This is a genomic window from Bordetella sp. 2513F2 (assembly GCF_054642735.1).
In genome coordinates this window covers 3,317,020-3,343,475 of sequence record NZ_CM137755.1, presented here as the reverse complement: position 1 = coordinate 3,343,475, position 26,456 = coordinate 3,317,020, and the positions used below count along the sequence as shown (strand labels likewise).

The window sequence follows — 26,456 nt, the reverse complement described above, 5'->3', positions numbered from 1 at the left end:
CGCCGTCGCTGCGGCCCACCGGCCTGGTCCTGACGGGTGGCGGCGCGCGCGCCGCCTACCAGGTCGGCGCACTGGCCGCCGTCATGGCCATACTCGACCCCGCCGGGCGGCCCGGCTTCCTCAATCCCTTTCCCATCATCTGCGGCACCTCGGCCGGGGCGATCAACGCCACGGCCCTGGCGTGCCGGGCCCACCGTCCGCACCTGGCGCTGCGGCGCATGCGCCAGCTGTGGGAATCGCTGGAAACCGGCATGGTGTATCGGGCCGACGCGCCCGGCCTGATACGCACGGGGGTGCGCTGGCTGGGCCTGATGTCGCTGGGCTGGATGATGGCCGGCGCCACGGGCGAGCGCCCGCGCTCGCTGCTCGACAATGCGCCGCTGGCGGACCTGCTGGGCCGGGCGCTGAATTTCCGGCGGCTGCAGGCCAATCTTTCGCGCGGTTTCGTGTCCGGGCTGGCCGTGACCGCCCTGGGCTACAACAGCGGCGAACATCTCACCTTCTACCAGGCGGGCCACCCCATCGAGCCCTGGCACCGTTTCCTGCGCCGTGCCGTGCCCACGGCCATCGGCGTCGAACACCTGATGGCCTCTTCGGCCATTCCCTTCATCTTTCCGGCCCGCGCCGTGCAGGTCCACGGGCAGCTCGAATGGTGCGGCGACGGGTCCATGCGGCAGCTGGCGCCGATCAGCCCGGCGATCCATCTTGGTGCACACCGGGTGCTGGTCATCGGCACCGCCTACCGCGACGACACCCATCCCGAGGACCGCACCGAGGCGCCGCCTTATCCTTCCCTGGCGCAGGTGGCCGGCCACGCGCTGTCCGGCATTTTCCTGGACAGCCTCTCCACCGACGTGGAGCGGCTCGAACGCACCAACGCGCTGCTGCGGCACGCCTCGCCGCCCGATGCCACGGGATTGCGGCAGGTGGACGTGCTGGCGCTCACCCCCAGTCAGTCGCTCGACGATCTGGCCCTGGCGCATCTGGACGACATGCCGGCCCAGGCGCGGACACTCTTCCGCGTGCTCGGCGTGTCCGCCGAAGCCGGGGCCTCGGGCGGCGGGGCGTTGTTGTCCTACCTCTTGTTCGAGGCAGGCTACACGCGGCGATTGATCGAACTGGGTTATGCCGATACGATGCGGCGTATCGAAGAAGTCAGCCGGTTTTTCGAGGAGGCCAGAGCATGACGCGGAACGGCCAATCTTCCCTGTTACGCCAGTTGCGCCGAGGCGGCGCGATCGACCATGACGAAGTCGACAAGCAGGCCATGGTGGACGCAGCCCAGGCGCTGGGCGTGCCGCTCATGGTCGCCGACTGCGATCGCGCGCGCAGCCGTTCGGCGGTGCTGCGCGCCATCGCCAAGGCAGTCGATTTCCCCGAATATTTCGGCGGCAATCTCGACGCCCTCTACGATTGCCTGTGCGATACGGTGCTCGACCAGAAGGCCGGCGTGGTGCTGTGGCTGTACCGGCTGCATTCGGGCGATCCCGCCCTGGCCGAGGATGCCGGGCGCATCGAGGCCGTCTGTGCCGACGCGGCCGAGTTCGCGCGCGAGAACGGGCGCATCTTCGCCTACGTGATCGAGCATGCCGGCCGCCATCCCGATCCCGAGCCCGGCGTGGCCGCTGCGCCCTATGGCGTGAACGACTGATCCGGCCGGCGCGCGGCGCCTTGCTGCGGGCGCGCGTCCGAGTTGACGCGCGCCCTAGTCGGTCCAGCCCAGCAGCGCGCACGCGGCGGCCATCAGGGCCAGGCCGGCGGTCTCGGTGCGCAGCACGCGCGGCCCGAAGCGCACCGCCTGTACACCCGCGGCGCGGGCTGCCGCAATCTCTTCGTCCGACCAGCCGCCTTCCGGGCCTACCAGCAGGGCCAGAGAAAAAGGCGCGCTGCCGCGGGGCGGCAGGGCTTCGGCCAGCGGCAGCGCAGCCTCGGGGTGGCACATCAGGCGCAGGCCCTCGGCCGGACGCGCCAGCCACTCGGCCAGCGTGCACGGCGCTTCCACGGCGGCCAGGCGGTTGCGTCCGCATTGCTCGGCCGCCGCCTGGGCGATGCGCTGCCAGTGCGCCAGCCGTTTCTCGACGCGGTTGCCGGACAGCTGCACCACGCTGCGGCGCGCGCTCACCGGCACGATGCAGGCAGCGCCGAGCTCCACCGCTTTTTCCACCACCCAGTCCATCTTGTCGCTGCCGGGCAGGCCCTGCACCAGGGTGATGCGGCCGGGCAGCTCGGCCTCGCGCGGGTCCAGCGGGCCCAGTTCGGCGCTGGCGCTGCGGCCGTCCAGGCGCAGGACCGCGGGATATTCGCCGCCCGTGCCATTGAACAGGGTGAGGGCGGCGCCGTCGCGCAGGCGCAGCACGCGCACGGCGTGGTGCGCCGTGGCATCCGGCAGGACGATGCGCGCGCCGGCCGACAGCGGCACATCGCAGTAGAAGCGGGGCAGGGGCATGGTAGGGTCTGGGGCGTCCGGGCAGGCCGGACGTGGTGTCTCACGAGTCCGCGTAGCCTAACATTTTGATCCAGACTGGTACCTCTGCGGGGCCGCAGGCGGCAGGGCGCCCCAGGCCCGGATGCTAAAATCCAGAGGCTTTGCTCCCTGCCTGCGGCTGGAGTTTCCAGCCTGCGCCAGCCAATTCCCGATTTCCCCGCCCTTACCGCCAGAGCCTTCCGAATGAGCCAGTCGAACGTTCCCACCCCTGCCTTGGCCGACGCCATCCGCGTTCTCGCAATGGATGCCGTGCAGCAAGCCAATTCCGGCCACCCCGGGGCGCCGATGGGCATGGCGGAGATGGCCCAGGCGCTCTGGACGCGCCATCTGCGCCACAATCCGGCGGATCCCGCCTGGGCCGACCGCGACCGCTTCGTGCTGTCCAACGGCCATGGCTCCATGCTGATCTACGCGCTGCTGCATCTCACCGGCTACGACCTGCCGCTCGAAGAGCTCAAGCAGTTCCGCCAGCTGCACTCGCGCACGCCGGGCCACCCCGAGGTCGGCATCACCCCGGGCGTGGAAACCACCACCGGCCCGCTGGGCCAGGGCCTGGCCAACGCGGTGGGCATGGCGCTGGCCGAGTCGCTGCTCGCGGCCGAGTTCAACCGCCCCGGCCACACCATCGTCGATCACCATACCTACGCCTTCACGGGCGACGGCTGCCTGATGGAAGGCATCTCGCACGAGGCCTGCTCGCTGGCCGGCACGCTCAAGCTGTCCAAGCTGGTTGTGCTGTACGACGACAACGGCATCTCCATCGACGGCGAAGTCGAGCACTGGTTCGGCGACGACACCGCCACGCGCTTCGAAGGCTATGGCTGGAACGTCATCCGCGGCGTCAACGGCCATGACGTCGACGCCGTCGACGCCGCCATCGCGGCTGCGCGCGCGCAGAACGAGAAGCCCACGCTGATCGTGTGCCGCACCGTCATCGGCAAGGGTTCGCCCAACATGGCCGGTTCCCACAACGTGCACGGCGCGCCGCTGGGCGCCGCCGAGATCGTCGCCACGCGCGATGCGCTGGGCTGGCAGAACGCTGCCTTCGAGATCCCCCAGGCCGTCTACGACGGCTGGAACGCCCGCGAGCAGGGCGCCCGCGCCCAGTCGCAATGGCAACAGGCCTTCGACGCCTATGCCGCCGCCTATCCGGCCGAGGCCGCCGAATTCACGCGGCGCATGCAGGGCGAGCTGCCCGAGGGCTTTGCCGGGCGGCTGCAGGCCTTCGTGCAGGCCACCGACGCCAAGGGCGAAACCGTGGCCACGCGCAAGGCGTCGCAGTTCGCCATCACCGAGCTGGCCGGGCTGCTGCCCGAGCTGCTGGGCGGCTCGGCCGACCTCACCGGCTCGAACTACACCGACTGGAAGGGCGTGGCGCCGGTGCGCGCCGCAGCCGAAGGCGGCGGCGTGCAGTTCGGCCGCCACATCAACTACGGCGTGCGCGAATTCGGCATGGCGGCCATCATGAACGGCATCGCCCTGCATGGCGGCTACCTGCCTTTCGGCGGCACCTTCCTCACCTTCTCCGACTACTCGCGCAACGCCATACGCATGGCCGCGCTCATGAAGCAGCGCGTGGTGCACGTGTTCACCCACGATTCCATCGGCCTGGGCGAAGACGGCCCCACGCACCAGTCCATCGAGCACGCCGCCAGCCTGCGCCTGATTCCCAACCTCTCGGTCTGGCGCCCGTGCGACACCACCGAGACGGCCGTGGCCTGGGGCGCCGCGGTGTCGCGCCCGGCCAGCATCGGCATGGACGTGCGCGACGGCGGTCCCACGGCGCTGCTGCTGTCGCGCCAGAACCTGCCCTTCGTGCCGCGCGACGCCGCCACGCTGCAGGCCATCTCGCGCGGGGGCTACGTGCTGCGCGACGCCGAAGGCGCGCGTGCGGTCATCCTCGCCACCGGCTCGGAAGTGGCCCTGGCGCTGGCCGCGCAGGAGCAACTGGGCAAGGAAGGCATCGCCGTGCGCGTGGTTTCCATGCCCAGCACCGACGTCTTCGACCACCAGGATGCCGAGTGGAAGCGCGCCGTGCTGCCGCCGGGCCTGCCGCGCGTGGCCGTCGAGGCCGGGGTCACCGCGTTCTGGTACAAGTACGTGGGCCTGGAGGGCAAGGTGGTCGGCATCGACCGCTACGGCGAATCCGCGCCCGCAGGCGCCCTGTTCAAGTTCTTCGGACTGACCGCCGACAAGGTGGCCGAGGCCGTCAAGCAGGTTCTGTAAAAAGGAGATCGACTATGACCATCCGCGTTGCCATCAACGGATACGGCCGCATCGGCCGCAACGTCCTGCGTGCCCACTACGAAGCCGGCAAGAAGCACGACATCGAGATCGTCGCCATCAACGACCTGGGCGACCCCAAGACCAACGCCCACCTCACGCGCTACGACACGGCGCACGGCAAGTTCCCGGGTGAAGTCTCGGTCGACGGCGACTACATGGTGGTCAACGGCGACAAGATCCGCGTGCTGGCCAACCGCAACCCGGCCGAGCTGCCCTGGGGCGAGCTGGGCGTGGATGTGGTGCTCGAATGCACCGGCTTCTTCACCTCCAAGGAAAAGGCCGGCGCCCACCTGAAGGGCGGCGCCAAGAAGGTCGTGATCTCGGCCCCGGGCGGCAAGGACGTCGACGCCACCATCGTCTACGGCGTGAACCACTGCGTGCTCAAGGCCACCGACACGGTCATCTCCAACGCCTCGTGCACCACCAACTGCCTGGCCCCGCTGGTCAAGCCGCTGCACGAGAAGCTGGGCGTGGTGTCGGGCCTGATGACCACGGTGCACGCCTACACGAACGACCAGGTCCTCACCGACGTCTACCACGAAGACCTGCGCCGCGCCCGTTCGGCCACGCAGAGCATGATCCCCACCAAGACCGGCGCCGCCGCCGCCGTGGGGCTGGTGCTGCCCGAGCTCAACGGCAAGCTCGACGGTTTCGCGATCCGCGTGCCCACCATCAACGTGTCGATCGTCGACCTGTCGTTCGTGGCCGCGCGCGAAACCTCGGTGGAAGAGGTCAACGGCATCCTGAAGGCGGCGTCCGAGGGCGAGCTCAAGGGCATCCTGAACTACAACACCGAGCCCCTGGTGTCGGTCGACTTCAACCACAACCCGGCTTCCAGCACCTTCGACGCCACGCTCACCAAGGTGTCGGGCACGCTGGTCAAGGTCTCGTCGTGGTACGACAACGAGTGGGGCTTCTCCAACCGCATGCTCGACACCACCGTCGCGCTGATGTCCGCCAAGTAAGCCCATGGCCAAGGTCAACACCCTCACGGCGCTGGCCAAGGCCGGCGCCCTGGCCGGCAAGCGGGTCTTCATCCGCGCGGATCTCAACGTGCCCTTCGACGATGCCGGCCGCATCAGCGAAGACACCCGCATCCGCGCGTCGGTGCCCGGCATCCAGATGGCGCTGGAGGCGGGCGCGGCCGTCATGGTCACCTCGCACCTGGGCCGTCCGTCCGAAGGCAAGCTGGGCGAGGGCGATACGCTGGCCCCGGTCGGCGAGCGCCTGTCCGAACTGCTCGGCAAGCCGGTGCGGCTGGTGCAGGACTGGGTCGACGGCGTCAGCGTGGCGCCGGGCGAGGTCGTGCTGCTCGAGAACTGCCGCGTGAACGTGGGCGAGAAGAAGAACGACGAGGCGCTGTCGCGCAAGATGGCGGCGCTGTGCGACGTCTACGTCAACGACGCCTTCGGCACGGCGCACCGCGCCGAGGCCACCACGCACGGCATCGCGCGCTTTGCGGCCGTGGCCTGCGCCGGCCCGCTGCTCGAGGCCGAGCTGGACGCCCTGGGGCGCGCGCTGCACGAGCCCAGGCGTCCGCTGGTGGCCATCGTGGGCGGTTCCAAGGTCTCGACCAAGCTCTCCATCCTGCAGTCGCTGGCGGGCAAGGTCGACAAGCTGGTGGTGGGCGGCGGCATCGCCAACACCTTCATGCTGGCCGCGGGCCTGCCCATCGGCAAGTCGCTCGCCGAGCCCGACCAGGCCGACCAGGCCCGCGCCGTGATCGACATCATGAAGCAGCGCGGCGCCGACGTGCCCATTCCCGTGGACGTGGTCTGCGCCAAGACCTTCGGCGCCGAGGCCGAGGCAACCGTCAAGGCCGCGTCCGACGTGGCCGACGACGACCTGATCCTCGACATCGGCCCGCAGACGGCCGGCCAGCTGGCTGCGCTGCTGGAAAAGGCCGGCACCATCGTGTGGAACGGCCCCGTGGGCGTGTTCGAGTTCGACCAGTTCGCCAAGGGAACCGAGGTGGTGGCTCGCGCCATCGCCGGGGCCCAAGGCTTCTCCATCGCCGGCGGCGGCGACACCCTGGCGGCCATCGCCAAGTACGGCATCGCCGACCAGGTGGGCTACATCTCCACCGGCGGCGGCGCCTTCCTCGAGTTCCTCGAGGGCAAGACCCTGCCCGCCGTGGAAATCCTGGAGCAGCGCGCCCAACCCTGAACCCGCGCGCCCAGCCCCCGACGCCCTGCCCGCCGCAAGACGGGCAGGGCGTTTTCCGTTCGGGCAACACCCATCCCCCGCCACCCCGGCCCCAGGCCGCCGGCGCGCCCCATCCCAAGGAAAGCCATGGCAGATCCCGTATCCCGGCCCTGCCTGGTGTAGGCTACTGCCGGTATTCACCCGCCGCCTGCGCGGCACATCTCTCCTGCAGACCATGGTCCTCGACTACTTTCCCGGCCTGAACCACCTACGCGGCATGACGCGGGCCACGGCCCGGCAAGACCTCGTGGCGGGGCTCAGCGTGGCGGCGGTGGCGCTGCCGGTGGGCCTGGCGTATGCCGCCATGATGGGGCTGCCGCCCGTGGCCGGCCTGTGGGCGGCCATCGCCGGGATGCTGGGCTATGCCGTGTTCGGCGCCTCGCGCACGCTCATTGTCGGTCCGGACACCGCCACCTGCACGCTGATCGCCGCCACCCTCACCGGCATGGGGCTCGTCACGCCGGAAGCGCGCCTGGAGGCGGCCACCGCGATGGCGCTGGCCGTCGGGCTGGGATGCCTGCTGGCCCGTGTGCTGCGGCTGGGCCTGGTGGCCAACCTGCTGTCCCGGCCCGTGCTGGTGGGCTACCTGGCCGGCGTGGCCGTCACACTGGCCTTGTCGCAGCTCAGCGGGCTCACCGGCGTGGGGCTGCGCCACGCCGGCCTGATCTCGCCGTTCGTGGAGCTGTCGCGCAGCCTGCGCGAGATACACCTGCCCACCCTGGCGCTGGGCGTGGCCTGCTGCGCGGCATTGCTGGCGCTGCGCCGCTGGCGGCCGGGCCTGCCCGGCCCCATCATCCTGGTGGCCGTCACCTGCGTCCTGTCGTGGCTGCTCGATTTCCCCAGGCTGGGGATCGCGGTGGTGGGCGCGGTGCCGGCCGGCCTGCCGGCATTCGGCCTGCCCACGCGCGTGGAGAGCCTCGACGCCATGCTGCTGGGCGCCACCGGAGTGCTCGTAGTGAGCTTTTCCAGCGGCATTGTCACGGCGCGCAGTTTCGCTGCGCGCAGCGGCGACTACGTGGACCCCAACCGCGAGCTGGTGGGATTCGGCGCGGCCAATGTGGCGGCCGGGCTGTTCCAGGGCTTCGCCGTCACCGGCGCCGATTCGCGCACTGCCGTGGCGCGCGTGGCGGGCGGATCAACGCCGCTGGTGGGCATCTGCGCGGCGCTGGCCCTGCTCCTGGTGGTGGCGCTGCTGAACGCGCCGCTCTATTGGCTGCCGCAGGCCACGCTCTCGGCCATCCTGCTGCTGGCCGCAGCCAGCCTGGTGGACCTGCAGGCGTTCCGGCAATTGGCGAGCGTCTCGCGCGTGGAGCTGGTCTTTGCGCTGCTCGCGGCGGTGGGCGTGGTGGCCTTCGGCGTGCTGCAGGGCGTGGCCGTGGCGGTGGGGGCGACCCTACTGTATGCGCTGTACGTGTCGGCCAATCCGCGCGATGCCCTGCTCGGCAGGCTGCCCAACGAGCGCATCCTGGCCAAGCTCCATCTCGATCCTGCGGCGCGTCCCATACCGGGCACCGTGGTGTGGCTGTTCGAGTCCTCGATCTGGTTCTTCAATGCCGAGGCCTTCCGGCGCCGCGCGCGCGAGATCATCGCGCAGGCGGGGCCGGTGCAGTGGTTCGTGCTGGATGCGGAAGCCATGACCCAGGCCGACGCCGACGCGATCGAGGCGCTGGAGTGGCTCAGGCAGGACCTCGCGGCGCGCGGCATCGGCTTGGTCGTGGGAGGAGGGCACGGCCGGTTCCGCACCGCGCTGGAACGCAGCGGCCTGGCCGGGCGCATGGGGCCCGGGCGCCTCTACGCCAGTCCGGAACAGGCCGTGGAGGCCATCGAGCGGGGGATGGCAGGGCCGTCCGCCGCGGCGCCGGGTCTCAATCGATGATGTGGTAGCCGCCGTCGATGTACAGGGATGGCATCGATGCGTTGGTCCGGCCTGCCGTATTGACGAGTGTTGTAGCCGCCCTTGAGACGACCGTTGAGCTCCGCGCTGTAGCCGCGGGATCTCGGGAAAGCGGGCGATATCTCGCGGGTGATGCCGCCGCCGTTGCGCCAGGGTGGGCCGGCAGCTCGCTCAGTGCAATGCGGAACGGTTCGTAGCGGCAGCTAGCCATTCAGCGGATCTCCTGATAACCGGCCGATTCCGCTGCCGCCTGCATGTCGATCAGCGACTGGTAGCTTTCCACCTCGGGTTCCACGCAGCGCGCGATACCGGCCTCGCGCAGCAGGCGCGCGCCTTGCTCGTCCGCATGCAATTCCAGCAGGGCGGCAGACAATCGGGCGACGATTGCGGTGTCCACATCGCGGCTGGCCACCAGGAGCGGATTGGGCGTCCAAGGGGTGTAAGCAAGCGTTCGCAGGCCTTCGAGCGCCGCCGGGTCGTGCTCCCGCAGCAGGTCGAGATACCAGCCGTCGACGGCGGTCAGGTCGATTTCGCCTTCGGTGAGCGCGCGCAGCAAGCCGCGCGGATTGCCGTAAGGACCCTTGGATTCGGCAAAGAACGCGCCCCGGGCGGGCGCGAGCCCGGCCAGTACCGCGCGCGGAGCATTCCAGCCCGATTGCGAGTCGCGCACCATCCAGCCGTAGCGGCTTCCCGCCGCTTCATTCAGCGTGCGCCAGCCGGCGGCGTCCCGTACCAGGAACTCGCTGCGATAACGCGGCAACCCTTCGTAGGCTGACCACACTGGCACTACCGCGGCTACCGGCACGAAGCGACGTCCGTCACGCAGGGCTTGGACGAACGGCCAGCCGCACATGAAGGCCGGGCACAGCCCGGGGCGCTCCCAGAGTTCGCCGATAGGGGTGGGCCAGCCATGCTCGACCCAACGCACGCGCAGCCCGGCACGCGTGTGCGCCTCGTGCAGCAAGGCATGCCAGGCCGCACGTGCCGCTGGCGCAACGTCGTACATACGGGTCGAGGCGATGAGCGTCATGTCGGCCGCGCGTCAGTCTAGGCGAACTTCAGCGTCTGTCCCAATCCCAGCTTGCGGGCCTTCTCGAGCATCGCGTGGCCGAGGGCGATGTCGGTCGTGGACAAGCCCCGGTGCCAGAACAGGATGGTTTCGTCCTCGCGCTCCCGGCCAGGCTTCAGGCCCGCGACGATCTGGCCCAGTTCGGCGTGCAGGTTCTCCTCGGTCACGCGGTCGCTGTCGACATGGGCGCGCAGCGCCCCATAGGGCAGGCCCTTGCGGCATTGGCCCCAGTCGTCCACGATCACCTTGCTCATGATGTCGGTGAGCGAAAGCTCGACCGCGCTCATGGTGCCGTAGGGCATGACCAGGGCACCGGGTTTGATCCACTCGGTTTTGAGCAGCGGAGTGGGTTCGGGCAGCCGCGAAGCCTCGACGACGATGTCGGCTTCGCGCACGCATGATTCCCAGTCGTCCACGACCTTGACCGGCTTGCCCAGGTCCTGCGAAAGCCGCTCGCCGAAGGCGCAGCGGCTTTCGGGGCGGCGCGAGTGCACGCGGATCTCGTCGAAGTCGTACAGGCTGTCGAGCAGGCGCACGTTCCAGTACGAGGTGCCGCGCGCGCCGATGTGGCCAAGCACCTTGCTGTGCTTGCGGGCCAGGTGCTTGGCGCCCAGCGCGGTGACCGCGCCGGTACGCATGTCCGTGATGGCCGTGGCGTCGACCACCGCCAGCGGCTTGCCGTTGACGGGATCGAACAGGTTGAGCAAAGCCATTTCCGAGGGCAGGTCGATCTTGTAGTTGTCCACGAAATCGCTGACCACCTTGACCCCGGCCACGTGCAGCGGCTCGATGTAGCCGCGCAGCACGTTGAAATGCCCCTTGTCCGAAGACTCCGGCACCAGGTGCACGCGCGGCTCGATGACGGTCCGGCCGCGCCCCTGGGCGTCGAGCGCGCTTTCGACCGCCGCCAGGATCTCGGCGTCGGTCAGCGCCAGTGCCCGCACGTCGGGGCCGTTCAGGTAGGTGATGTCTATGGGCTGCATGGTGTCTCCGGGTTTCATTGGATGGGCGGGATGCCGGCTTTCTCGACGATGTCTGCCCATTTGCGCGTCTCGTCCTGGATCATCCTGGCGAACGCCTCGCGGCCGGAATCGGCGGGCGTCACGCCCAGGCCGGAAAATTTCTGTCCCACCGCCTCGTCGCGCAAGGCCAGCGCGATGTCCTTTTGCAGGGTGTCGAGGATTTCGGCGGGTACCCCGGCGGGCGCGACGATGCCGTACCACGAGGTCACGTCGAAGCCGGGGTAGCCGCTTTGCGCCACCGTGGGCACGTCGCGCAACTGCGGCAGGCGTTCGGGGCCGGCCACCGCCAGCGCGCGCAGCTTGCCGCTCTGGATATGCGGCAGCACGGTTGAGATGCCGGCGAACATCATGTCGACGTTGCCCGCCACGACATCGTTGACCGCCGGCGCCATCCCGTTGTACGGGATGTGGCGGGTGACGATGCCCGCCGACTGGTTCAGCAATTCGCCTGCCAGGTGCGCGCCGCTGCCGGGGCCGGGCGAGGCGTAGTTCAGCTTGTCGGGGTGCTGGCGGGCGTAGTCCACGAGTTCTTCGAAGCTTTGCGCCGGCACCTTCTCGTTGACCACCAGCACGTTGGGCGAGGTGGCCAGCAGGGTCACCGGGGCGAAGTCCCGGGCGGTGTCGAAGGGCAGTTGCTTGTACAACAGCGGATTGACCGTCAGGTTGCCGGCCGGCGCCAGGGCGAGCGTGTAGCCGTCGGGCGCGGCGCGCGCCACCTGCGCCATGCCGATGTTGCCCGATGCGCCGGCCTTGTTCTCGACGACGACAGGTACGCCCCATTTCTCGCTGAGTCTCTGGCCGACGATGCGCGGCAGGGCATCGGCGATGCCGCCCGCGCCGAAGGGCACGACGACGGTGACGGGTTTGCTGGGATAGCGGGCCTCGGCAGCCAGTGTTGGCGCCGTGGTCAGTGTTGCGGCCAGGATGGCCATCGTGGTGCGTAGAGCGAGAGACGCTTTCATGTTTTCCCCTTGCTGTCTCGGTTCGCGGATGGGCCCCGGTACTCAGCGTGCCGTATCGCGGGGCCGTTCAAGAAAGCGGCGGGCACGCTCGATGTCGTCGGCCAGCCGCCGGTCTTCTGAAAGAAAGGCGACATGCGCGCGGAAGTCGCGCAGCAGCGCAGCGGTGCCCTTGCCCACCTGGCGTTGCGGGTCAGCGCGGGTACGCAGGTCCACCGCCTGGGCGGCATGGATCAGTTCGATGCCCAACAGGGTGCGCAGGCGCTGAACCTGCCGGCCCACCCGTTGCGCGGCCAGCGGCGCGTTGGTGCCGACGTCCTCGATGTGGCCGGCGACCACCAGCGCATCGGACGAAACGGGATGCAACAGCGCACGGATTTCGGTGGCCAGCACGGACACCGGCTTCTGGATGGTCGTGTAGGCCAGCGTCTTGTCGTCCGGCGCCAGGAAGCGAGGCAGCCGCGTGAAGGTCGCATCGCCCATGCGCAGGACGCGCTGCGCCGACGATTGCGCGATGTGCGACAAGGCGATGCCCACGCCTTGCAGCGGCACGGCCCAGACGGTCGGGTCGAAGCCGGCGCTAGGCAGAATCGCGCCGCGCACCTCGCCCTCGGTTACGTAGTAGCGCGCTTCCTGGGGCGTGACGCCGGCAGGCGGCACGGCGCCCAGCGCGACGGTCGGATTGTCGTCTGAGCTGTTGATCTGGATGGCGAGTTGGGCATCCAGCGCCCGCAACGCTTCGCGCGCCGCCCCATGGACCTGGCTGACGGTGCGAAAGCTCAGCGGATCCTGCAAGAATCGTTGCTCGTCCTTCTGCCACAGCGCGCTGCCTTCGAGCAGGCCAAGGATGTGTTCGGCGCTCTGGCGTTGGCCGGGATAGGGACGTTGCCCCTGCGTGACCGGCAGCAGCGGCGCCACGTTGCCGTTCAGCCCCTCCAGCGACAAGGCCGCCACTTCGTCGGCACGCTCGATCAGTTGCCGCACGTCGTGTGCGGCCAGCAGGGCCAGCGCCGCGCCGTAGGCGTTCGAGCTCAGGAGGGACAGGGAGTCCTTGGCATAGGGCTTGACCGGTTCGACGCCGGCGCGCCGCAGCGCATCGGCGGCGTCCATGACCTGGCCGTCGAACTCGATTTGCCCTTCGCCCATCATCGCCAAGCCGATCTGCGGCAGGATGGTGATGTCGGCTTGCCCGACCGAGCCTTCGCCCAGCACCACGGGCGTCAGGCCCTTGTTCAGGAACTCGACGTATTGCCGCACCAGCGCAGGGCTCATGCCCGTTCCGCCGAACAGTGCCGTGTTCAGCCGCAGCACCATGGTGGCACGCACCACGTCGCGCGGGGCGGGCTCGCCGTAGGCCACGGTATGCGACAACAGCATGCGATGGTTGAACGCCTCCGACAAGGCGCGCGCCTCCTCGGAGATCGCATCGCCGGAGAAGATCGTCTGGTCCTTGTTCTGTCCCACGCCGCGATTCAGTCCATAGACGGGCTGGCCCAGGCGCGCGTAGGCCAGGAGCAGGTCGTGCGAGCGCTGCACTGTCTTCCATGCTTGCTGCGCCGGCTCCACTAGCCGCCCGCCGCGCGCCACTTCCAGGACCTGCGCCGGCGTCAGCGATCGGCCATCCAGCGCCAGGGGGGCCTGTTCGGCTCGAGCGCCGTGCGCGGCCTGCGTGGCCACGGCGGTAGACGTATCGTCTGCCCGCGCCTGGGGGGCGAGCCCGCCCAAGGCGGCCGTGACGGCAAGCAGCGCCGCCCCGGCCTTCAAGCCGAACGCGGTAGACAAGGTCTGGACTGCGCGGCGGTGGGCCGCAATGGGATGGCGCATCACAACTCCTTGATGGCAGGACGAAGGGAGGGACTACGGTTGGAGCATGGGCAGGTCCAGACCGACTTCTTCGGCGCAGCGAGCGGCGATGTCGTAGCCGGCGTCGGCATGGCGCATCACGCCGGTGCCCGGATCGTTGCGCAGCACCCGCTCCAGGCGGCGATCAGCTTCGGCCGAGCCGTCGCAGACGATGACCACGCCGGCGTGCTGCGAGAAGCCCATGCCCACGCCGCCGCCATGGTGCAGCGACACCCAGGTGGCGCCGCCGGCTGTGTTCAGCAGCGCGTTAAGCAAGGGCCAGTCGGACACCGCATCCGAGCCGTCCAGCATGGATTCGGTTTCGCGGTTGGGACTGGCGACCGAGCCGGAGTCCAGGTGATCGCGGCCGATGACGATGGGCGCGCTCAGTTCGCCGTTGCGCACCATTTCGTTGAACGCCAGCCCCAGCCGCGCGCGGTCGCGCACGCCCACCCAGCAGATGCGGGCGGGCAGGCCCTGGAAGGCGATGCGCTCGCGCGCCATGTCCAGCCAGTTGTGCAGGTGCGCGTCGTCGGGTAGCAGCTCCTTGACCTTGGCGTCGGTCTTGTAGATGTCTTCGGGGTCGCCCGACAGCGCGACCCAGCGGAACGGCCCGATGCCCTGGCAGAACAGCGGGCGGATGTAGGCGGGCACGAAGCCGGGAAAGTCGAAAGCGTTCTCCACGCCTTGCTCGAGCGCCACCTGCCGGATGTTGTTGCCGTAGTCGAGCGTGGCCGCGCCGCGTTCCTTCAGCGCCAGCATGGCGCGCACATGGAGGGCCATCGACTGCTTGGCCGCGGCGACGACGGCGGCCGGATCGCTGTGCCGCTTCTCGCGCCATTGCTGCATGCTCCAGCCTTGTGGCAGGTAGCCGTTCAGCGGATCGTGCGCCGATGTCTGGTCGGTGACGCAATCCGGCGTGATGCCGCGTCGCACCAGTTCGGGCACGACGTCGGCGGCGTTGCCGAGCAGGCCGACCGAGATGGCGCGCTGGTCCTTGCGGGCTTCTTCAATGATCGCCAGCGCCTCGTCCAGCGAGGTGGCCTTGACGTCGATATAGCGAGTACGCAGCCGGAAATCGATGCGAGATTCGTCGCATTCCACCGCGATCATGCTCATGCCCGCCATGGTCGCGGCCAGCGGCTGCGCGCCGCCCATGCCGCCCAGGCCGGCAGTCAGGATCCAGCGGCCTTTTGGGTCGCCGCCGAAATGCTGGTTGACCACCGCGTAGAAGGTTTCGTAGGTGCCCTGCACGATGCCCTGCGAGCCGATGTAGATCCAGCTGCCCGCGGTCATCTGGCCATACATCATGAGGCCCTTGCGGTCGAGCTCGTGGAAATGCTCCCAGGTGGCCCAGTGCGGCACCAGGTTGGAGTTGGCCAGCAGCACTCGCGGGGCGTCGGCGTGGGTCTTGAACACGCCTACCGGCTTGCCGGACTGGATCAGCAGGGTTTCGTCCTCCTGCAGGCGACGCAGCACTTCCAGGATCTTGTCGTAGGCCTGCCAGTCGCGCGCGGCGCGGCCGATGCCGCCATAGACCACCAGTTCGTGAGGATGCTCGGCCACTTCGGCATCCAGATTGTTCTGGATCATGCGGTAGGCGGCCTCGATCAGCCAGTTCTTGCAGCTCAACTGGTTGCCGCGCGGCGCGCGGACCGTGCGCGTGGCGTCGTGGCGGGCGGGATTGCGTTCACTCATCTCGTGTCTCCGGAAGGTCTTGTCAGGCGGGCCGGCCAGGCTGCGGCGGCACCGTGGCGTAGCCGCTCAGGCGATACGAATCGCCGGGATGGATCAGCCGCGCGAAGGTGGCGATGTGGGAGCCGGCCCAGGTGCGACGCAGTACCTGCAGGCAGGCTTGCGGGGTCTTGCCGCCCAGCCATTGGGCCACGTCGGCACTGGGCAGGATGGCCTCGATGGTGTGTTCGACCGCGGACAACGGCGCGACGCGGCTGAGATAGGCGTTAGGGGTTTCCAGCCCGAAGTCCTGCTCCAGGTAGCCGGGCGCCACCGCCGGATTGACGTAGCGGTCTTCCAACTGCACCGGCACGTCGTTGTCCAGGTGCAGGATCAGCGAGTGGTAGACGGGGCTGCCCGGCGCGACGTTCAGCGCGATGGCGATGCCCTCGGTGGCCGGGGTCTCCTTCAGCTCGATGACGCGGTTGGCGTAGCGGTGGCCGCGTCCGGCGATCTCATCGGCGATGTTGCGCACTTCCAGCACGGGCAGCACCGGCCGCCGTTCGGCCACGAAAGTGCCCAACCCCTGGCTGCGGACCAGCATGCCGTCTTGCGTCAGTTCAAGGATTGCGCGGCGCGCGGTCATGCGCGATACGTCGAACTGGGCGGCCAACTGGTTCTCGGAAGGCACTTGCTCGTTTACCGCCCATTGGCCCGACTCGATGTTCTCGACGATGTGGCGTTTGATACGGGCGTAGGGCGCGAGCCGGCTATCTGATGAAGGAGCGCTCATGAGAAATCTCGGAAGCAACAGCGGATGACCAGGATTTAACTTGGATATACAAGTATAGTCAAGTAAACTTTGATCATGTATTCATGCGTTAAAGGATTTTCCCCATGACGGCTTCCGATATCTCCACGCAGTGGGACACCCTCATCGTCAATGCCCGTCTGGCGACTTTCGATCCGGCCCTTGGCACGCCCTACGGCGTGGCGCAAGACGCCGACGCCCTTGCCATTTCGCAAGGGCGGATCGCTTGGATAGGCCGCACCGGCCAGGCAGGCGGGCGTGGGGCACAGACCGTGGTCGACGCCGGTGGGCAATGGCTCATGCCGGGCCTGATCGACTGCCACACGCATCTGGTCCACGCCGGTTCCCGCGCCCGCGAGTTCGAACTGCGATTGAACGGCGCCAGCTACGAAGACATTGCGCGCGCCGGCGGCGGAATCGTCTCCACGGTCCGTGCCACGCGCGCAGCGGATGTGCCCACCCTCGTCGAGCAGTCCTTGCCGCGTTTGCGCTCCCTGATGCGCGAAGGCGTCACCACGGTGGAGATCAAGTCCGGCTACGGCCTGGACCGCGACACCGAGCTGAACATGCTTCGCGCGGCGCGGCTGCTCGGCGAGCGCGAGCCGGTGAGCGTGCGCACCACCTTTCTCGGCGCGCATGCGCTGCCGCCGGAATACGCCGGCCGCGCCGATGATTACATCGATTTCGTCTGTGCCGAAGTGCTTCCAGCGGCGACCCAGTCAGGCCTGGTCGATGCGGTCGACGGCTTCTGCGAGAACATCGGTTTTGGCACGGCGCAGATCGAGCGCCTCTTCACGGCTGCCGCTACGTTGGGGCTGCCTGTCAAGCTGCATGCCGAGCAGTTGACCAACCTGGGCGGCAGCGAACTGGTGGCGCGCCACGCCGGTCTCTCGTCCGACCACCTGGAGCACCTGGACGAAGCCGGCGCGCGCGCGCTGGCCCGGTCCGGCGCGGTGGCGGTACTGTTGCCCGGCGCCTATTACTTCCTGCGCGATACCCACGCGCCACCCATCGCGCTGCTGCGCCGGTACGGCGTGCCCATGGCGGTGGCCACCGATTGCAACCCCGGCACGTCGCCTTTCGCCTCCTTGCTGCTCATGCTCAACATGGCCTGCACGCTGTTCCGGCTGACACCGGCCGAAGCGCTGCAAGGCGTCACGCTTACCGCCGCGCGCGCCCTCGGCCTGGAGTCGGAAACAGGCAGCCTGGCCGTTGGCAAGCGCGCCGACCTGCTGTGCTGGGATGTACCGGAACTGGCCGAGCTTTGCTATAGCTACGGCGCCCATCTGCCCACCCATGTCTGGCACGCGGGCGTGGCGCGCGCCGGGATCGGAGGCGGGTTCATGCGGGCCTGACCAGGTTCAGCGTGTGCTGCGCGATGATGCGTTCTTCGTCGGTGCGCACCACATACACGCCGATGCGGCTGTCCGGCGCCGAGATGCACGGGCCGTGGCGCGCGTTGCGCTCGGGATCGAGGCGCACGCCCAGCCAGCGCCAGTGCGAGCAGATGGCTGCGCGAATTTCCGGCGAGTTCTCGCCGATGCCGGCGGTGAAGACGAAGCCGTCGATGCCGTCCATGGCGCAGCCCAGCCCCAGCATGCCCTCGGCCACGCGCCATGCGAAGTAGTCCAGCGCCAGGCGCGCCCGCGGGTCGTCGCTGCCCTGCAGGTCGCGCACGTCGGCGCTCAGGCCCGAGAGGCCCTTGAGCCCGCAGTCATGGTAGAGCAGGTGCTGGATCCGGTCGTGGTCCATCCCTTGCTCCATCATCCACAGCACCACGCCGGCGTCGAGCCTGCCCGGACGGCTTCCCATGGGCAGGCCGTCCAGCGCCGTGAAGCCCATGGTGCTGTCGACGCTGCGCCCGGCCACCATGGCGCATGCCGACACGCCCGAGCCCAGGTGCGCAGCCACCACCTTGCCGGCGGCCAGCTCGGGCAGGGCGGCCCGCAGGCGCTGGGCGATGTATTCGTACGACAGGCCGTGGAAGCCGTAGCGGCGCACGCCGCGCTGGTGCATGGCCTCGGGCAGGGCGAAGCGGTCGGCGAGTTCGCCGTGGCTGCGATGGAAGGCCGTGTCGAAGCACGCCACTTGCGGCATGTCGGGCATCCGGGCACGGATGGCGCGGATCGCGGCGAGATTGTTGGGCTGGTGCAGCGGCGCCAGCGGCGTGAGCGCTTCGAGGCGGCGCAGCACGGCGTCGTCGACCCGCACGGGTGCGGCGAAGTCGGGCCCGCCATGCACGACGCGATGGCCCACCGCCAGCGGAGCGCCGCCGAGGTGGCCGCCGAGCCAGGTGCCCACCACTTCCTGCGCAGCGTGCACGTCGGCCGCATGGGCCGGCGCCTCCTGGCGTTCCAGCAGGATGGCGCCCTGCGCGTCGCGCACGCGCAGCCGGGGATGCGCGGTGCCGATGCCGTCGAGTTGCCCACCGAGCCGCGGATGCAGCGTGCGATCGGCCGCGGCGTCGTACAGGTGGAACTTGATGCTGGAACTGCCGGCGTTGATGACGAGTAGGGTGTCGCTCATGGGAGCCGCCGTGGGGCAGGAGGTTTCAGACGGGCACGGGCCGGGAGTGCGCCAGATGATGCGCATAGAGCGCGGCCACGGCGCAGGAGGCCAGGCGGGTGCGGGGGCTGTCGGCCCGGCTGGTGAGGATGATGGGCACGCGCGCGCCCAGCACGATGCCCGCAGCCTGCGCGTTGGAGAGGAAAGTGAGGTTCTTGGCCAGCATGTTCCCGGCCTCGAGATCGGGAACCACCAGCACCTGGGCGCGGCCCGCCACTTCCGACACGATGCCCTTGATGCGCGCGGCTTCGGGGCTGATGGCGTTGTCCAGTGCCAGGGGGCCGTCCAGCACGCCGCCCGTGATCTGGCCGCGCTCGGCCATCTTGCACAGTGCCGCGGCCTCGATGGTGCTCGGGATCCCGGGATTGACCTGTTCCACCGCCGACAGTATGGCCACCCGCGGCGGCCCCAGGCCCAGGCCGGCGTGCAGGTCGATGACGTTGCGCACGATGTCGGCCTTGGTGGCGAGATCCGGGAAGATGTTCACCGCCGCGTCGGTGATGAAGAGCGGCTCCGGGTAGGTGGGCACGTCCATGATGAAGACATGGCTGATGCGGCGCGCGGTGCGCAGGCCGGTGTCGCGGGCCACGACTTCGTGCATGAGTTCGTCGGTGTGCAGGCTGCCCTTCATGAGCAGGGCGGCGCGGCCGGCACGCACTTCGGCCACCGCCGCGGCGGCGGCGGCGTGGCTGTGCGGGGTGTCCAGGATGTCGAGTCCGTCGATGTCCAGCCCGCAGCTGGCCGCGGTATCGCGGATCCTGCGCTGCGGCCCCACGAGCACGGGCTGCAGGATGCCCAGCCTTGCCGCCTCCACGGCGGCCCCCAGCGACGGTTCGTCGCAGGGATGCGCGACCGCGCAGACGGCAGGCGGCAAGGCCTGGGCCCGGCCGATCAGCCTGTCGTAGTGGGCCCGCTGCGCGTCCCCGCTCATGTCTGCTTCCTGCTTCGGGGCGCCGGCCTGGCGGCGCGCTTGGCTGCGGGCTTGGCGGCGGCGCGGCGGCGTGCAGCGGGCCGCGCCGCCGGGGGCGGCGCCTCGTCGGCATGGGTAGGCAGCGGCAGGGTGGCGGAAGCCTGCGCCACCGCCTTGGACTGCGCCGCCACTGGCGTGCGCGCCGGCAGCGCCAGGGCCGTTTCGGCCGGCGTGGCACGCTTGCGCGCGGGCTGCCGGCCCTCGGCGCGGCGCGCGGCGGCCTCGAAGACTTCCTCCATTTCGCGCAGGCTGCGCTGGGCCTTTTCATTGAGGGGCTGCCCGACTTCCAGCACCTGCTTGGTGTCGGCCAGCACGGCGCGGATCTCTTCGGCGCTGGCATGCTGGAGCAGCACGGGGATCGCGTCGATCGCGCCGGCGCGGTCCAGGCGCATCACCATGGCCTGCTCGCGTGCCACGTCCTTGAACTGCTGCAGCGCCAGGACGTGGTCTTTCTCGGCCCGCAGCTTGCGCACGAGGGCGAAGCTGCGCGCGTCCATGCCGCCCTCGATGCCGCTGACGTAAAGCAGCATGCGCATGGCCGCTTCGCGCAGCCCGCCCACCGAGACCAGCGTGCGCAGTTCCTGGGCGCGCTCCTGCATGAAGGCGCGGTGTTCCGGCGAAATGCCGGGGTGGCGCCGCGGCGGGCCCTCCTTGGCGCCCAGCCCGGCCCAGTCCTGCACCAGCGGCGAACCGTAGACGGCCATGAACAGCTGTTCTTCGGCCGCGTCGCGCCACTTCTGATAAAGAGTCAGCCCGCTTTCGATCACGCCCGACATGAGCTTCTGGGCCTGCAGGAAAGGATTGTCCTCGGACACCGGCTGGCGATGCTCGCGGACTTCCCTGGCCAGCCTGGCCACCGGCGCAACCCAGGGATTGTTGTCGGAGATGAGTTCGTAGGGCAGGCGCAGCGGATGCAGGCGCTGCATGGCCTCGGCCCACTGCGGCGTGACGCAGGCCCGCACCCAGGGCTGCAGGAAGCTGCGGTACAGGCCCAGGTTGATGTCCGAGATGCGCGCGACCGCGGCGAAGCGCCGGTCGTCTTCGGGGATCTGCTGGACGATGTCGCGGATGTCCTGCAGGTGGCGTCGTTCGAACGACATCACGTAGTCGGTCTCGATCAGGTCGGCGTGGGGCGTTTCGGCGGTCTTCTCGGCGAACTCGGCCTCGTAGATTCCCGGGGGCAGCACGTCGATGAAGTCGATATTGCTGGTGAATTCCTGGTGTTCCTTGCGGGCCACGCTGCCCGAGACGAAGATGCCCAGGTGGCCGACGCTTTCGTGCACGGCATAGACGATGGTCTGGCCGTGGGCGCGGATCTCCTCGTCGTTCTGGTAGAGGTCGGGCACCCAGCCCAGCGCCTGGGGCGGCGGGGTGATGTTGTCGCCTTTGGAGCAGAACACGATGATGGGGGAACGGATGTTGCGCAGATCGATGCGGATGCCGTCGGAGGTGACCAGGCCGGCCGTGGCCAGGCGGTTGCCCACGAACAGGTTGTCGACGATGTACTGGATCTCGGGGCCGTTGAGGAACACGTGCCCGCCCCACCATTTCTCGAAATCCAGGTAGCGGGGCGCCTCGGTGTCGACCTTGGCGTACAGGTTGTACTGCTTGGTCCAGAGCGTGTTGGCCGGGTTGAGGTTCTCGAAGTTCTGCACCAGCCAGGCGCCGTCGAATTGGCCGGCGCCGAGGTCGCTGGCGAAGGCGGTGAGCCAGCTGCCGCCGAGCAGGCCGCCGGCGTAGCGCATGGGGTTCATGCCGCGCCAGCCGGCCCAGTACGAGAGCGGGGCGCCGGCGATGATGATGGGACCGAAAAGCTCGGGGCGCATCGCCGCGGTCATCATGAGCTGCCAGCCGGCCTGGCAGTTGCCCACGGCCACCGGCTTGCCCTCGGCCTCGGGATGGCGGGCGATGATCTCTTCCATGAAGCGCGCCTCGGCGCGCATCACGTCCTCGACCGTCTGGGTGGGCATGGGCCGGGGCAGGAAGCTGGCGAAGTAGCAGGGATGGCCCGCGCGCACGGCCACGCCGATCTCGCTCTCGGGCTTGAAGCCGCCGATGCCCGGGCCGTGCCCCGCGCGCGGGTCCACCACGAGGAAGGGGCGCTTGAGCGGGTCCACCGCCACGCCCTCGGGCGGGATGATGCGCAGCAGCACGTAGTTGACGGGGCGCTCGAACTCGCGGCCGTCGAGCACGACCTGCGATTTCATGCTCAGGACGTTGGGCGCGCGCTTGGCGATGTGCGCCAGGTACTGGTTGCCGCGCTGGCGCATGACGTCGGCAAACAGGATGCCGCGCTGCCAGGCGTCGGTGGCGTACTCGTACGCGGCGTTCCAGGGGTGGCTGGCCGGAAGGGGAAGGGAACCGGCTGCGGATGCTGCCATGGCGTACTCCTTGGGAGCCGCGCCCACATCCTGCGAGCGCGGCGGGGTTTACCCCCATTACACCGCAATCCATGTTGCAGTGCAACACGACGGGCGCCAGGCTGCGCAGCGCGCCTCAGTACGTTTTATACGGCAGAAACTTGCCGCTCATCACGATCTGCACGCGGTCGCCCTTGGGATCGGGCTCGCGCGCGATGTCCATCTTGAAGTCGATGGCGCTCATGATGCCGTCGCCGAACTCTTCGTGGATCAGGGCCTTGAACGTGGTGCCGTACACGTTGACCAGCTCGTAGAAGCGGTAGATGAGCGGATCGGTCGGCACGGCGGTGGGCAGCGAGCCCTTGTACGGCACCACCTGCAGCTGGATCACCGCTTCTTCGGGCAGGTCCAGCACCCGGGCGGCGGCCTCGGCCTGTTCGGCAGTCATGGTCATCTGGCCGAGCAGGGCGGCGGTGGTCCATTCCTTGCTCTGGCCCACGGCTTCGGCGATGGCCTCCCACTTGATGCCCTTGGCGATCTTGCGGGCGACGACGAGCTCGGTGACTTCATTGCGGGTCATCATGGCGATGTCTCCAATTGAGGCTGGTCTTTGCCCATGAGGAAGTCGACCAGCTGGTTGCGGATGTCCTGGTAACGCGGGAGGTGGTGCAGCGTGGCGCGCCTGCGCTCGGCCGGCAGGTCCACCGGCACCGTCGCGGCGATGCGGCCGTGGCCGCCCGGCTGGCGCGGCCCGCCGCTCATGAGCAGGATGCGGTCGGCCAGCAGGATGGCCTCGTCCACGTCGTGGGTGATCATGAATACGGTCTGGCCCGTGGCCCGCACGATGGCCAGGAGCTCGTCCTGGATGGTGCCGCGGGTGAGCGCATCGAGCGCGCCGAAGGGCTCGTCGAGCAGCAGCATCTTGGGCTGCACCGCGAAGGCCCGGGCGATGCCGACGCGCTGCTTCATGCCGCCCGACAGTTCCGCCGGCTTGCGGTGCAGCGCATGGCCCAGCCCCACCATTTCGAGATAGCGCACGCTGTGCTCCTCCACCTGCCGGCGCGTGTAGCCGGGCCAGCGCGAGCGCACGCCGAAGGCCACGTTCTGCAGCGCCGTGAACCAGGGCAGCAGGGCGTGGGCCTGGAACACCACGCCGCGGTCCAGCGCCGGGCCGGAGATCTCCCGGCCGTCCATGATCACGGTGCCTGCGCTGGCCGTGTCGATGCCCGCGAGGATGTTGAGGATGGTGGTCTTGCCGCAGCCGGAATGCCCGATCACGCAGACCACCTCGCCGCGCTCGATATGGAAATCCACGCCGTCGAAGACGGTGGTTTCGCCCTTGCCGCCCGGGCCGGGGTAGCGCCGCGCCAGCCCCTGGACCTGCAGGAAATGCCGTGCCATGCGTCTACTCCCGGTATGCCACCAGCCGCGCGAGGCGCGCCAGCAGGGTGTCCAGCAGCATGCCGACCACGCCGATGACGAGAATGGCGCAGATGATGTTGCTGATGGACAGGTTGTTCCATTCGTTCCAGACGAAATAGCCGACGCCGGTGCCGCCGATCAGCATCTCGGCCGCCACGATCACCAGCCAGGCGATGCCGATGGAGATGCGCATGCCGGTCATGATGGTGGGCGCGGCCGCGGGCAGCACCACGTGCAGCACGGTGCGCAGCCGCGACACTTCCAGCGTGCGCGCGACGTTGAGCCAGTCGCGCCGCACCGACATCACGCCGAAGGCGGTGTTGATCAGCATGGGCCACAGCGAGCACACGAAGATCACGAACACGGCCGAGATGCCCGCGTCGCGGATCGTGTAGAGCGCCAGCGGCATCCAGGCCAGCGGCGAGATCGGTTTGAGGATCTGGATGTAGGGGTCGAGCGCGCGGTAGACCAGCGGCGACATGCCGATGAGAAAGCCCAGCGGGATCGCCACCAGGGCCGCCAGCAGGAAGCCTGCCAGCACGCGCGCGATGGAGTAGCCCAGCTGCAGGCCCAGGCCCTTGTCGTTGGGGCCGCGGTCGTAGAAGGGATCCTGCAGGTGGGCCCACAGCTGGGCGCCGACCTCCAGCGGCCCGGGCACGGGGGTCTGCCCGCCGCCGGCGGCCGCCCCGCCCACCAGCGCCGCATAGGCGGGGTCCACGGTGGCGGCGGCCGCGTCGGGCCGGGTGGCCAGGTGCCAGGCCAGCAGCAGCACCGCAAGAATGAGGAGGGAGAGCAGCGTTGCGCGCCCGCCCTGGCTGCCTGCCTGCATCAGCTCCTCCGGATCGCGAAGCCGGCCAGGTATTCTTCCGGCCGGGCGGGATCGAAGGGCTTGCCCATCACCGAGAACGGCTTGCTGACACCCTCCGGCGGCGTGAGGCCGGCCTCGCGCATCAGCTTGGCCGCGTCCGTGGCCAGGAACACCTTGGCGGCGATCTTCTGGTAGTCGAGGTCGCCCTTGACCTGGCCCCAGCGCTTCATCTGCGTGAGGATCCACACGGCGAACGACTGCCACGGGAAGGGCGCGAAATCGATGCGGTCGGGCACCTGGCGCACGTTGCCCAGGCCGTCGGCATAGGTGCCGGTGAGCACCTGTTCGACCACCGTGACCGGCTGGTTCAGGTAGTTGGGCGTGGCGATGGCCGCGGCGATCTCCTTGCGGTGGGCCGGGTCGTGCGCATAGGCCGTGGCCTCGATGATGGCCTTGAGCAGGGCCTGATACGTGTTGGGCATCTGCGTGACGAACTGCCGGCTGGCCGCGAAGGCGCAGCACGGGTGGCCGTCCCAGAGCTCCTTGGACAGCGTATGGATGAAGCCCACGCCGTCGTAGACCGCGCGCTGGTTCACCGGATCCGGGGCGAGGAAGCCGTCGAGGTTGTCGGCCCGCAGGTTGGCCACCATCTCGGGGGGCGGCACGGCGCGGATCTGCACGTCCCGGTCGGGATCCAGGCCGTGCTCGGCGAGGTAATAGCGCAGCAGGTAGGCATGCATGGAGTAGTCGAAGGGCACGGCGAACTTGAAGCCCTTCCAGTCGCGCGGGTCGCGCTTGTCCTTGTGCTTCATCGACAGCGTGATGGCCTGGCCGTTGACGTTCTCGACCGCCGGCATGGTCCAGGGGATGGCGTTGCCCGTGCCCGCGCCCAGCGAGATCGCCAGCGGCATGGGCGAGAGCATGTGGGCCGCGTCGTATTCGCCGGACAGCGCCTTGTCGCGGATCAGCGCCCAGCCGGCCGTCTTCACCACTTCCACATCGAGCCCGTGGCGCGCATAGAAGCCCATGGGATGCGCCATGATGATGGGCGTGGCGCAGGTGATGGGAATGAAGCCGATCTTCAGTTTCGGCTTCTCCAGCGGGCCGGCGGATTGCGCGAAGGCCTCCTTGGCCAGGCCCATCGGGAACAGGCTGGAGACGGCCGCCAGGGCGGTGCCGGCGCCCACGCTGCGGATGAAGGCGCGGCGCACGGCGTCCTGCGGGAACAGGGCGCGCATGACGGCGCCTTCGACCACGCGCGCCTGGCGCGCCTCGGCGGAGGCGGCCTCGTCGTGCTGGGCCTGGCTGGCATGCTGGCCGCAGCTGCAGCGCAGGGACAGGCGGGTGTTCGCGTCGAAGGGATTGCGGAACAGGGACATGATGCTTTCCTTGAAGGATCAGGCCGGCAGGGAGGGGGACCCGGTGCGCCCGGCGGCGTACTCGATGTCCTCGCGGTAATGCGCGTACGCGTGCTGGTACTCCAGCACGCGCACCACGTCGTCTATGGTTTCGTCCGGCAGCCCGGCGCGCCGCAGCAGGTGCAGGCCCAGGTCCAGCCCGGCCGCGGCGCCGCCCGCCGTGACGACGCGGCCGGCATCGACCACCCGCGCGCGGCTGGGCCGGCAGCCCGGCGCCAGGCCCGACAGGCGGTCCAGCGGCGACTGCCCGAGATGGGAGGCCTCCAGCCTGTCGGGTTCCTTGCGGCTGGTGGCCGGCAGGCCGTCGAGCAGGCCCATGCGGCCGTACAGCCAGGCGCCGCTGCCCAGCCCCGCCAGCAGGCAGTGCCCGGACAGGGCGCGCACGTAGTCGTGCAGCCGCCGGTTGTGCAGTTCGTCGCGCGCGCCCGCGCCGCCCGGCATCAGGAAGGCATCGAGCGCAGGGTGGTCGTCCAGCCCGTAGCGCGGCGTCACCGAGAAAGCCGAGCCGGCGTGCACCGGGGCGCGCGTGTCGCCCACCAGGAATACGCCCAGCTCGGGTTCGTAGCGGCGGGCGGTGGCGAACACGCCGAACGGCACCGAGATGTCCATGACTTCGGCGTCGTGATAGACGTAGATCCCCAGCCGGTAACCCGGATTCTTCATGCC

General features: G+C 69.4%; 22 protein-coding genes. 7 read left to right on the top strand and 15 right to left on the bottom strand.

Annotated features, from left to right (window positions below; genetic code table 11):
• The first annotated feature begins 29 nt into the window (after positions 1-29).
• Positions 30-1,187, top strand: a complete 1,158-nt coding sequence (locus ACYBYQ_RS15810; protein WP_459618802.1) for a patatin-like phospholipase family protein — start codon at positions 30-32, stop codon at positions 1,185-1,187.
• On the top strand, positions 1,184-1,651 hold the full coding sequence (locus ACYBYQ_RS15805; RefSeq protein ID WP_459615252.1) for a barstar family protein: 468 nt from the start codon (positions 1,184-1,186) through the stop codon (positions 1,649-1,651). The genes ACYBYQ_RS15810 and ACYBYQ_RS15805 overlap by 4 nt, the downstream gene beginning before the upstream one ends.
• 54 nt (positions 1,652-1,705) lie before the next feature.
• Here ACYBYQ_RS15805 and ACYBYQ_RS15800 read toward each other — a convergent pair whose 3' ends face one another.
• A complete protein-coding gene (locus ACYBYQ_RS15800) occupies positions 1,706-2,446 on the bottom strand; it encodes a 16S rRNA (uracil(1498)-N(3))-methyltransferase (protein WP_459615250.1) in 741 nt (246 codons plus the stop codon).
• Between the two features lie 222 nt (positions 2,447-2,668).
• Here ACYBYQ_RS15800 and tkt point away from each other — a divergent pair, with 222 nt between their 5' ends.
• From tkt to ACYBYQ_RS15780, 4 genes are all read left to right on the top strand, one after another.
• Complete coding sequence (gene tkt / locus ACYBYQ_RS15795) at positions 2,669-4,711, top strand: transketolase (protein WP_459615249.1); 2,043 nt, start codon at positions 2,669-2,671, stop codon at positions 4,709-4,711.
• A 14-nt stretch (positions 4,712-4,725) separates the two neighbouring features.
• Entirely contained in the window at positions 4,726-5,736 is a 1,011-nt protein-coding gene (gene gap, locus ACYBYQ_RS15790; RefSeq protein WP_459615248.1) for a type I glyceraldehyde-3-phosphate dehydrogenase, read from the top strand.
• A gap of 4 nt (positions 5,737-5,740) precedes the next feature.
• On the top strand, positions 5,741-6,937 hold the full coding sequence (locus tag ACYBYQ_RS15785) for a phosphoglycerate kinase (protein WP_459615247.1): 1,197 nt from the start codon (positions 5,741-5,743) through the stop codon (positions 6,935-6,937).
• Positions 6,938-7,151: 214 nt separating this feature from the next.
• A complete protein-coding gene (locus ACYBYQ_RS15780) occupies positions 7,152-8,852 on the top strand; it encodes a SulP family inorganic anion transporter (protein WP_459615246.1) in 1,701 nt (566 codons plus the stop codon).
• Between the two features lie 229 nt (positions 8,853-9,081).
• On the opposite strand, the gene ACYBYQ_RS15775 is transcribed toward ACYBYQ_RS15780, so the two are convergent.
• From ACYBYQ_RS15775 to hutC, 6 genes are read right to left on the bottom strand one after another with little or no spacing between them, the layout of a single operon-like run.
• The gene (locus tag ACYBYQ_RS15775) at positions 9,082-9,900 is read right to left on the bottom strand and encodes a phosphate/phosphite/phosphonate ABC transporter substrate-binding protein (RefSeq protein ID WP_459615245.1); all 819 of its coding nucleotides are present in this window, start codon (positions 9,898-9,900) and stop codon (positions 9,082-9,084) included.
• A gap of 17 nt (positions 9,901-9,917) precedes the next feature.
• Positions 9,918-10,922, bottom strand: coding sequence for an ornithine cyclodeaminase family protein (locus ACYBYQ_RS15770; RefSeq protein WP_459615244.1), 1,005 nt, complete (start codon positions 10,920-10,922; stop codon positions 9,918-9,920).
• Between the two features lie 14 nt (positions 10,923-10,936).
• Positions 10,937-11,923, bottom strand: coding sequence for a Bug family tripartite tricarboxylate transporter substrate binding protein (locus tag ACYBYQ_RS15765; protein WP_459615242.1), 987 nt, complete (start codon positions 11,921-11,923; stop codon positions 10,937-10,939).
• Between the two features lie 42 nt (positions 11,924-11,965).
• The gene (locus tag ACYBYQ_RS15760; RefSeq protein WP_459615240.1) at positions 11,966-13,744 is read right to left on the bottom strand and encodes an HAL/PAL/TAL family ammonia-lyase; all 1,779 of its coding nucleotides are present in this window, start codon (positions 13,742-13,744) and stop codon (positions 11,966-11,968) included.
• Between the two features lie 33 nt (positions 13,745-13,777).
• On the bottom strand, positions 13,778-15,460 hold the full coding sequence (gene hutU / locus ACYBYQ_RS15755; RefSeq protein ID WP_459615238.1) for a urocanate hydratase: 1,683 nt from the start codon (positions 15,458-15,460) through the stop codon (positions 13,778-13,780).
• Between the two features lie 22 nt (positions 15,461-15,482).
• The gene (gene hutC, locus ACYBYQ_RS15750; RefSeq protein ID WP_459615236.1) at positions 15,483-16,229 is read right to left on the bottom strand and encodes a histidine utilization transcriptional repressor HutC; all 747 of its coding nucleotides are present in this window, start codon (positions 16,227-16,229) and stop codon (positions 15,483-15,485) included.
• A gap of 104 nt (positions 16,230-16,333) precedes the next feature.
• Between hutC and hutI the strand changes: the two genes are divergently transcribed.
• Positions 16,334-17,602: an imidazolonepropionase gene (gene hutI, locus ACYBYQ_RS15745; protein ID WP_459615235.1), complete on the top strand. Its 1,269-nt coding sequence runs from the start codon at positions 16,334-16,336 to the stop codon at positions 17,600-17,602.
• On the opposite strand, the gene ACYBYQ_RS15740 is transcribed toward hutI, so the two are convergent.
• The 8 genes from ACYBYQ_RS15740 to ACYBYQ_RS15705 all read right to left on the bottom strand — a co-directional run bounded on the left by ACYBYQ_RS15740 (position 17,589) and on the right by ACYBYQ_RS15705 (position 26,453).
• Positions 17,589-18,773 (bottom strand): acetate/propionate family kinase, encoded by a 1,185-nt coding sequence (locus ACYBYQ_RS15740; RefSeq protein ID WP_459615233.1) that lies wholly within the window; start codon positions 18,771-18,773, stop codon positions 17,589-17,591. The genes hutI and ACYBYQ_RS15740 overlap by 14 nt on opposite strands.
• A gap of 25 nt (positions 18,774-18,798) precedes the next feature.
• Complete coding sequence (locus tag ACYBYQ_RS15735) at positions 18,799-19,743, bottom strand: phosphate acetyltransferase (RefSeq protein WP_459615232.1); 945 nt, start codon at positions 19,741-19,743, stop codon at positions 18,799-18,801.
• On the bottom strand, positions 19,740-22,163 hold the full coding sequence (locus ACYBYQ_RS15730) for a DUF3141 domain-containing protein (RefSeq protein ID WP_459615230.1): 2,424 nt from the start codon (positions 22,161-22,163) through the stop codon (positions 19,740-19,742). The genes ACYBYQ_RS15735 and ACYBYQ_RS15730 overlap by 4 nt, the downstream gene beginning before the upstream one ends.
• Positions 22,164-22,278: 115 nt before the next feature.
• Complete coding sequence (gene cynS / locus ACYBYQ_RS15725; protein ID WP_459618801.1) at positions 22,279-22,722, bottom strand: cyanase; 444 nt, start codon at positions 22,720-22,722, stop codon at positions 22,279-22,281.
• Positions 22,722-23,543, bottom strand: coding sequence for an ABC transporter ATP-binding protein (locus ACYBYQ_RS15720; protein WP_459615229.1), 822 nt, complete (start codon positions 23,541-23,543; stop codon positions 22,722-22,724). Before ACYBYQ_RS15720 ends, cynS begins: the two co-directional genes overlap by 1 nt.
• Positions 23,544-23,547: 4 nt before the next feature.
• Positions 23,548-24,393, bottom strand: coding sequence for a nitrate ABC transporter permease (ntrB, locus tag ACYBYQ_RS15715; RefSeq protein WP_459615228.1), 846 nt, complete (start codon positions 24,391-24,393; stop codon positions 23,548-23,550).
• Positions 24,393-25,751 (bottom strand): CmpA/NrtA family ABC transporter substrate-binding protein, encoded by a 1,359-nt coding sequence (locus ACYBYQ_RS15710; RefSeq protein ID WP_459615227.1) that lies wholly within the window; start codon positions 25,749-25,751, stop codon positions 24,393-24,395. Before ACYBYQ_RS15710 ends, ntrB begins: the two co-directional genes overlap by 1 nt.
• An 18-nt stretch (positions 25,752-25,769) precedes the next feature.
• A complete protein-coding gene (locus ACYBYQ_RS15705; RefSeq protein WP_459615226.1) occupies positions 25,770-26,453 on the bottom strand; it encodes a DJ-1/PfpI family protein in 684 nt (227 codons plus the stop codon).
• Positions 26,454-26,456 lie beyond the last annotated feature (3 nt).

Coding starts and splice junctions, on each gene's coding strand:
- ACYBYQ_RS15805 (WP_459615252.1), top strand. CDS start 1,184: ATGACGCGGAACGGCCAATCTTCCCTGTTACGCCAGTTGCGCCGAGGC.
- ACYBYQ_RS15800 (WP_459615250.1), bottom strand. CDS start 2,446: ATGCCCCTGCCCCGCTTCTACTGCGATGTGCCGCTGTCGGCCGGCGCG.
- tkt (WP_459615249.1), top strand. CDS start 2,669: ATGAGCCAGTCGAACGTTCCCACCCCTGCCTTGGCCGACGCCATCCGC.
- gap (WP_459615248.1), top strand. CDS start 4,726: ATGACCATCCGCGTTGCCATCAACGGATACGGCCGCATCGGCCGCAAC.
- ACYBYQ_RS15785 (WP_459615247.1), top strand. CDS start 5,741: ATGGCCAAGGTCAACACCCTCACGGCGCTGGCCAAGGCCGGCGCCCTG.
- ACYBYQ_RS15780 (WP_459615246.1), top strand. CDS start 7,152: ATGGTCCTCGACTACTTTCCCGGCCTGAACCACCTACGCGGCATGACG.
- ACYBYQ_RS15775 (WP_459615245.1), bottom strand. CDS start 9,900: ATGACGCTCATCGCCTCGACCCGTATGTACGACGTTGCGCCAGCGGCA.
- ACYBYQ_RS15770 (WP_459615244.1), bottom strand. CDS start 10,922: ATGCAGCCCATAGACATCACCTACCTGAACGGCCCCGACGTGCGGGCA.
- ACYBYQ_RS15765 (WP_459615242.1), bottom strand. CDS start 11,923: ATGAAAGCGTCTCTCGCTCTACGCACCACGATGGCCATCCTGGCCGCA.
- ACYBYQ_RS15760 (WP_459615240.1), bottom strand. CDS start 13,744: ATGCGCCATCCCATTGCGGCCCACCGCCGCGCAGTCCAGACCTTGTCT.
- hutU (WP_459615238.1), bottom strand. CDS start 15,460: ATGAGTGAACGCAATCCCGCCCGCCACGACGCCACGCGCACGGTCCGC.
- hutC (WP_459615236.1), bottom strand. CDS start 16,229: ATGAGCGCTCCTTCATCAGATAGCCGGCTCGCGCCCTACGCCCGTATC.
- hutI (WP_459615235.1), top strand. CDS start 16,334: ATGACGGCTTCCGATATCTCCACGCAGTGGGACACCCTCATCGTCAAT.
- ACYBYQ_RS15740 (WP_459615233.1), bottom strand. CDS start 18,773: ATGAGCGACACCCTACTCGTCATCAACGCCGGCAGTTCCAGCATCAAG.
- ACYBYQ_RS15735 (WP_459615232.1), bottom strand. CDS start 19,743: ATGAGCGGGGACGCGCAGCGGGCCCACTACGACAGGCTGATCGGCCGG.
- ACYBYQ_RS15730 (WP_459615230.1), bottom strand. CDS start 22,163: ATGGCAGCATCCGCAGCCGGTTCCCTTCCCCTTCCGGCCAGCCACCCC.
- cynS (WP_459618801.1), bottom strand. CDS start 22,722: ATGACCCGCAATGAAGTCACCGAGCTCGTCGTCGCCCGCAAGATCGCC.
- ACYBYQ_RS15720 (WP_459615229.1), bottom strand. CDS start 23,543: ATGGCACGGCATTTCCTGCAGGTCCAGGGGCTGGCGCGGCGCTACCCC.
- ntrB (WP_459615228.1), bottom strand. CDS start 24,393: ATGCAGGCAGGCAGCCAGGGCGGGCGCGCAACGCTGCTCTCCCTCCTC.
- ACYBYQ_RS15710 (WP_459615227.1), bottom strand. CDS start 25,751: ATGTCCCTGTTCCGCAATCCCTTCGACGCGAACACCCGCCTGTCCCTG.
- ACYBYQ_RS15705 (WP_459615226.1), bottom strand. CDS start 26,453: ATGAAGAATCCGGGTTACCGGCTGGGGATCTACGTCTATCACGACGCC.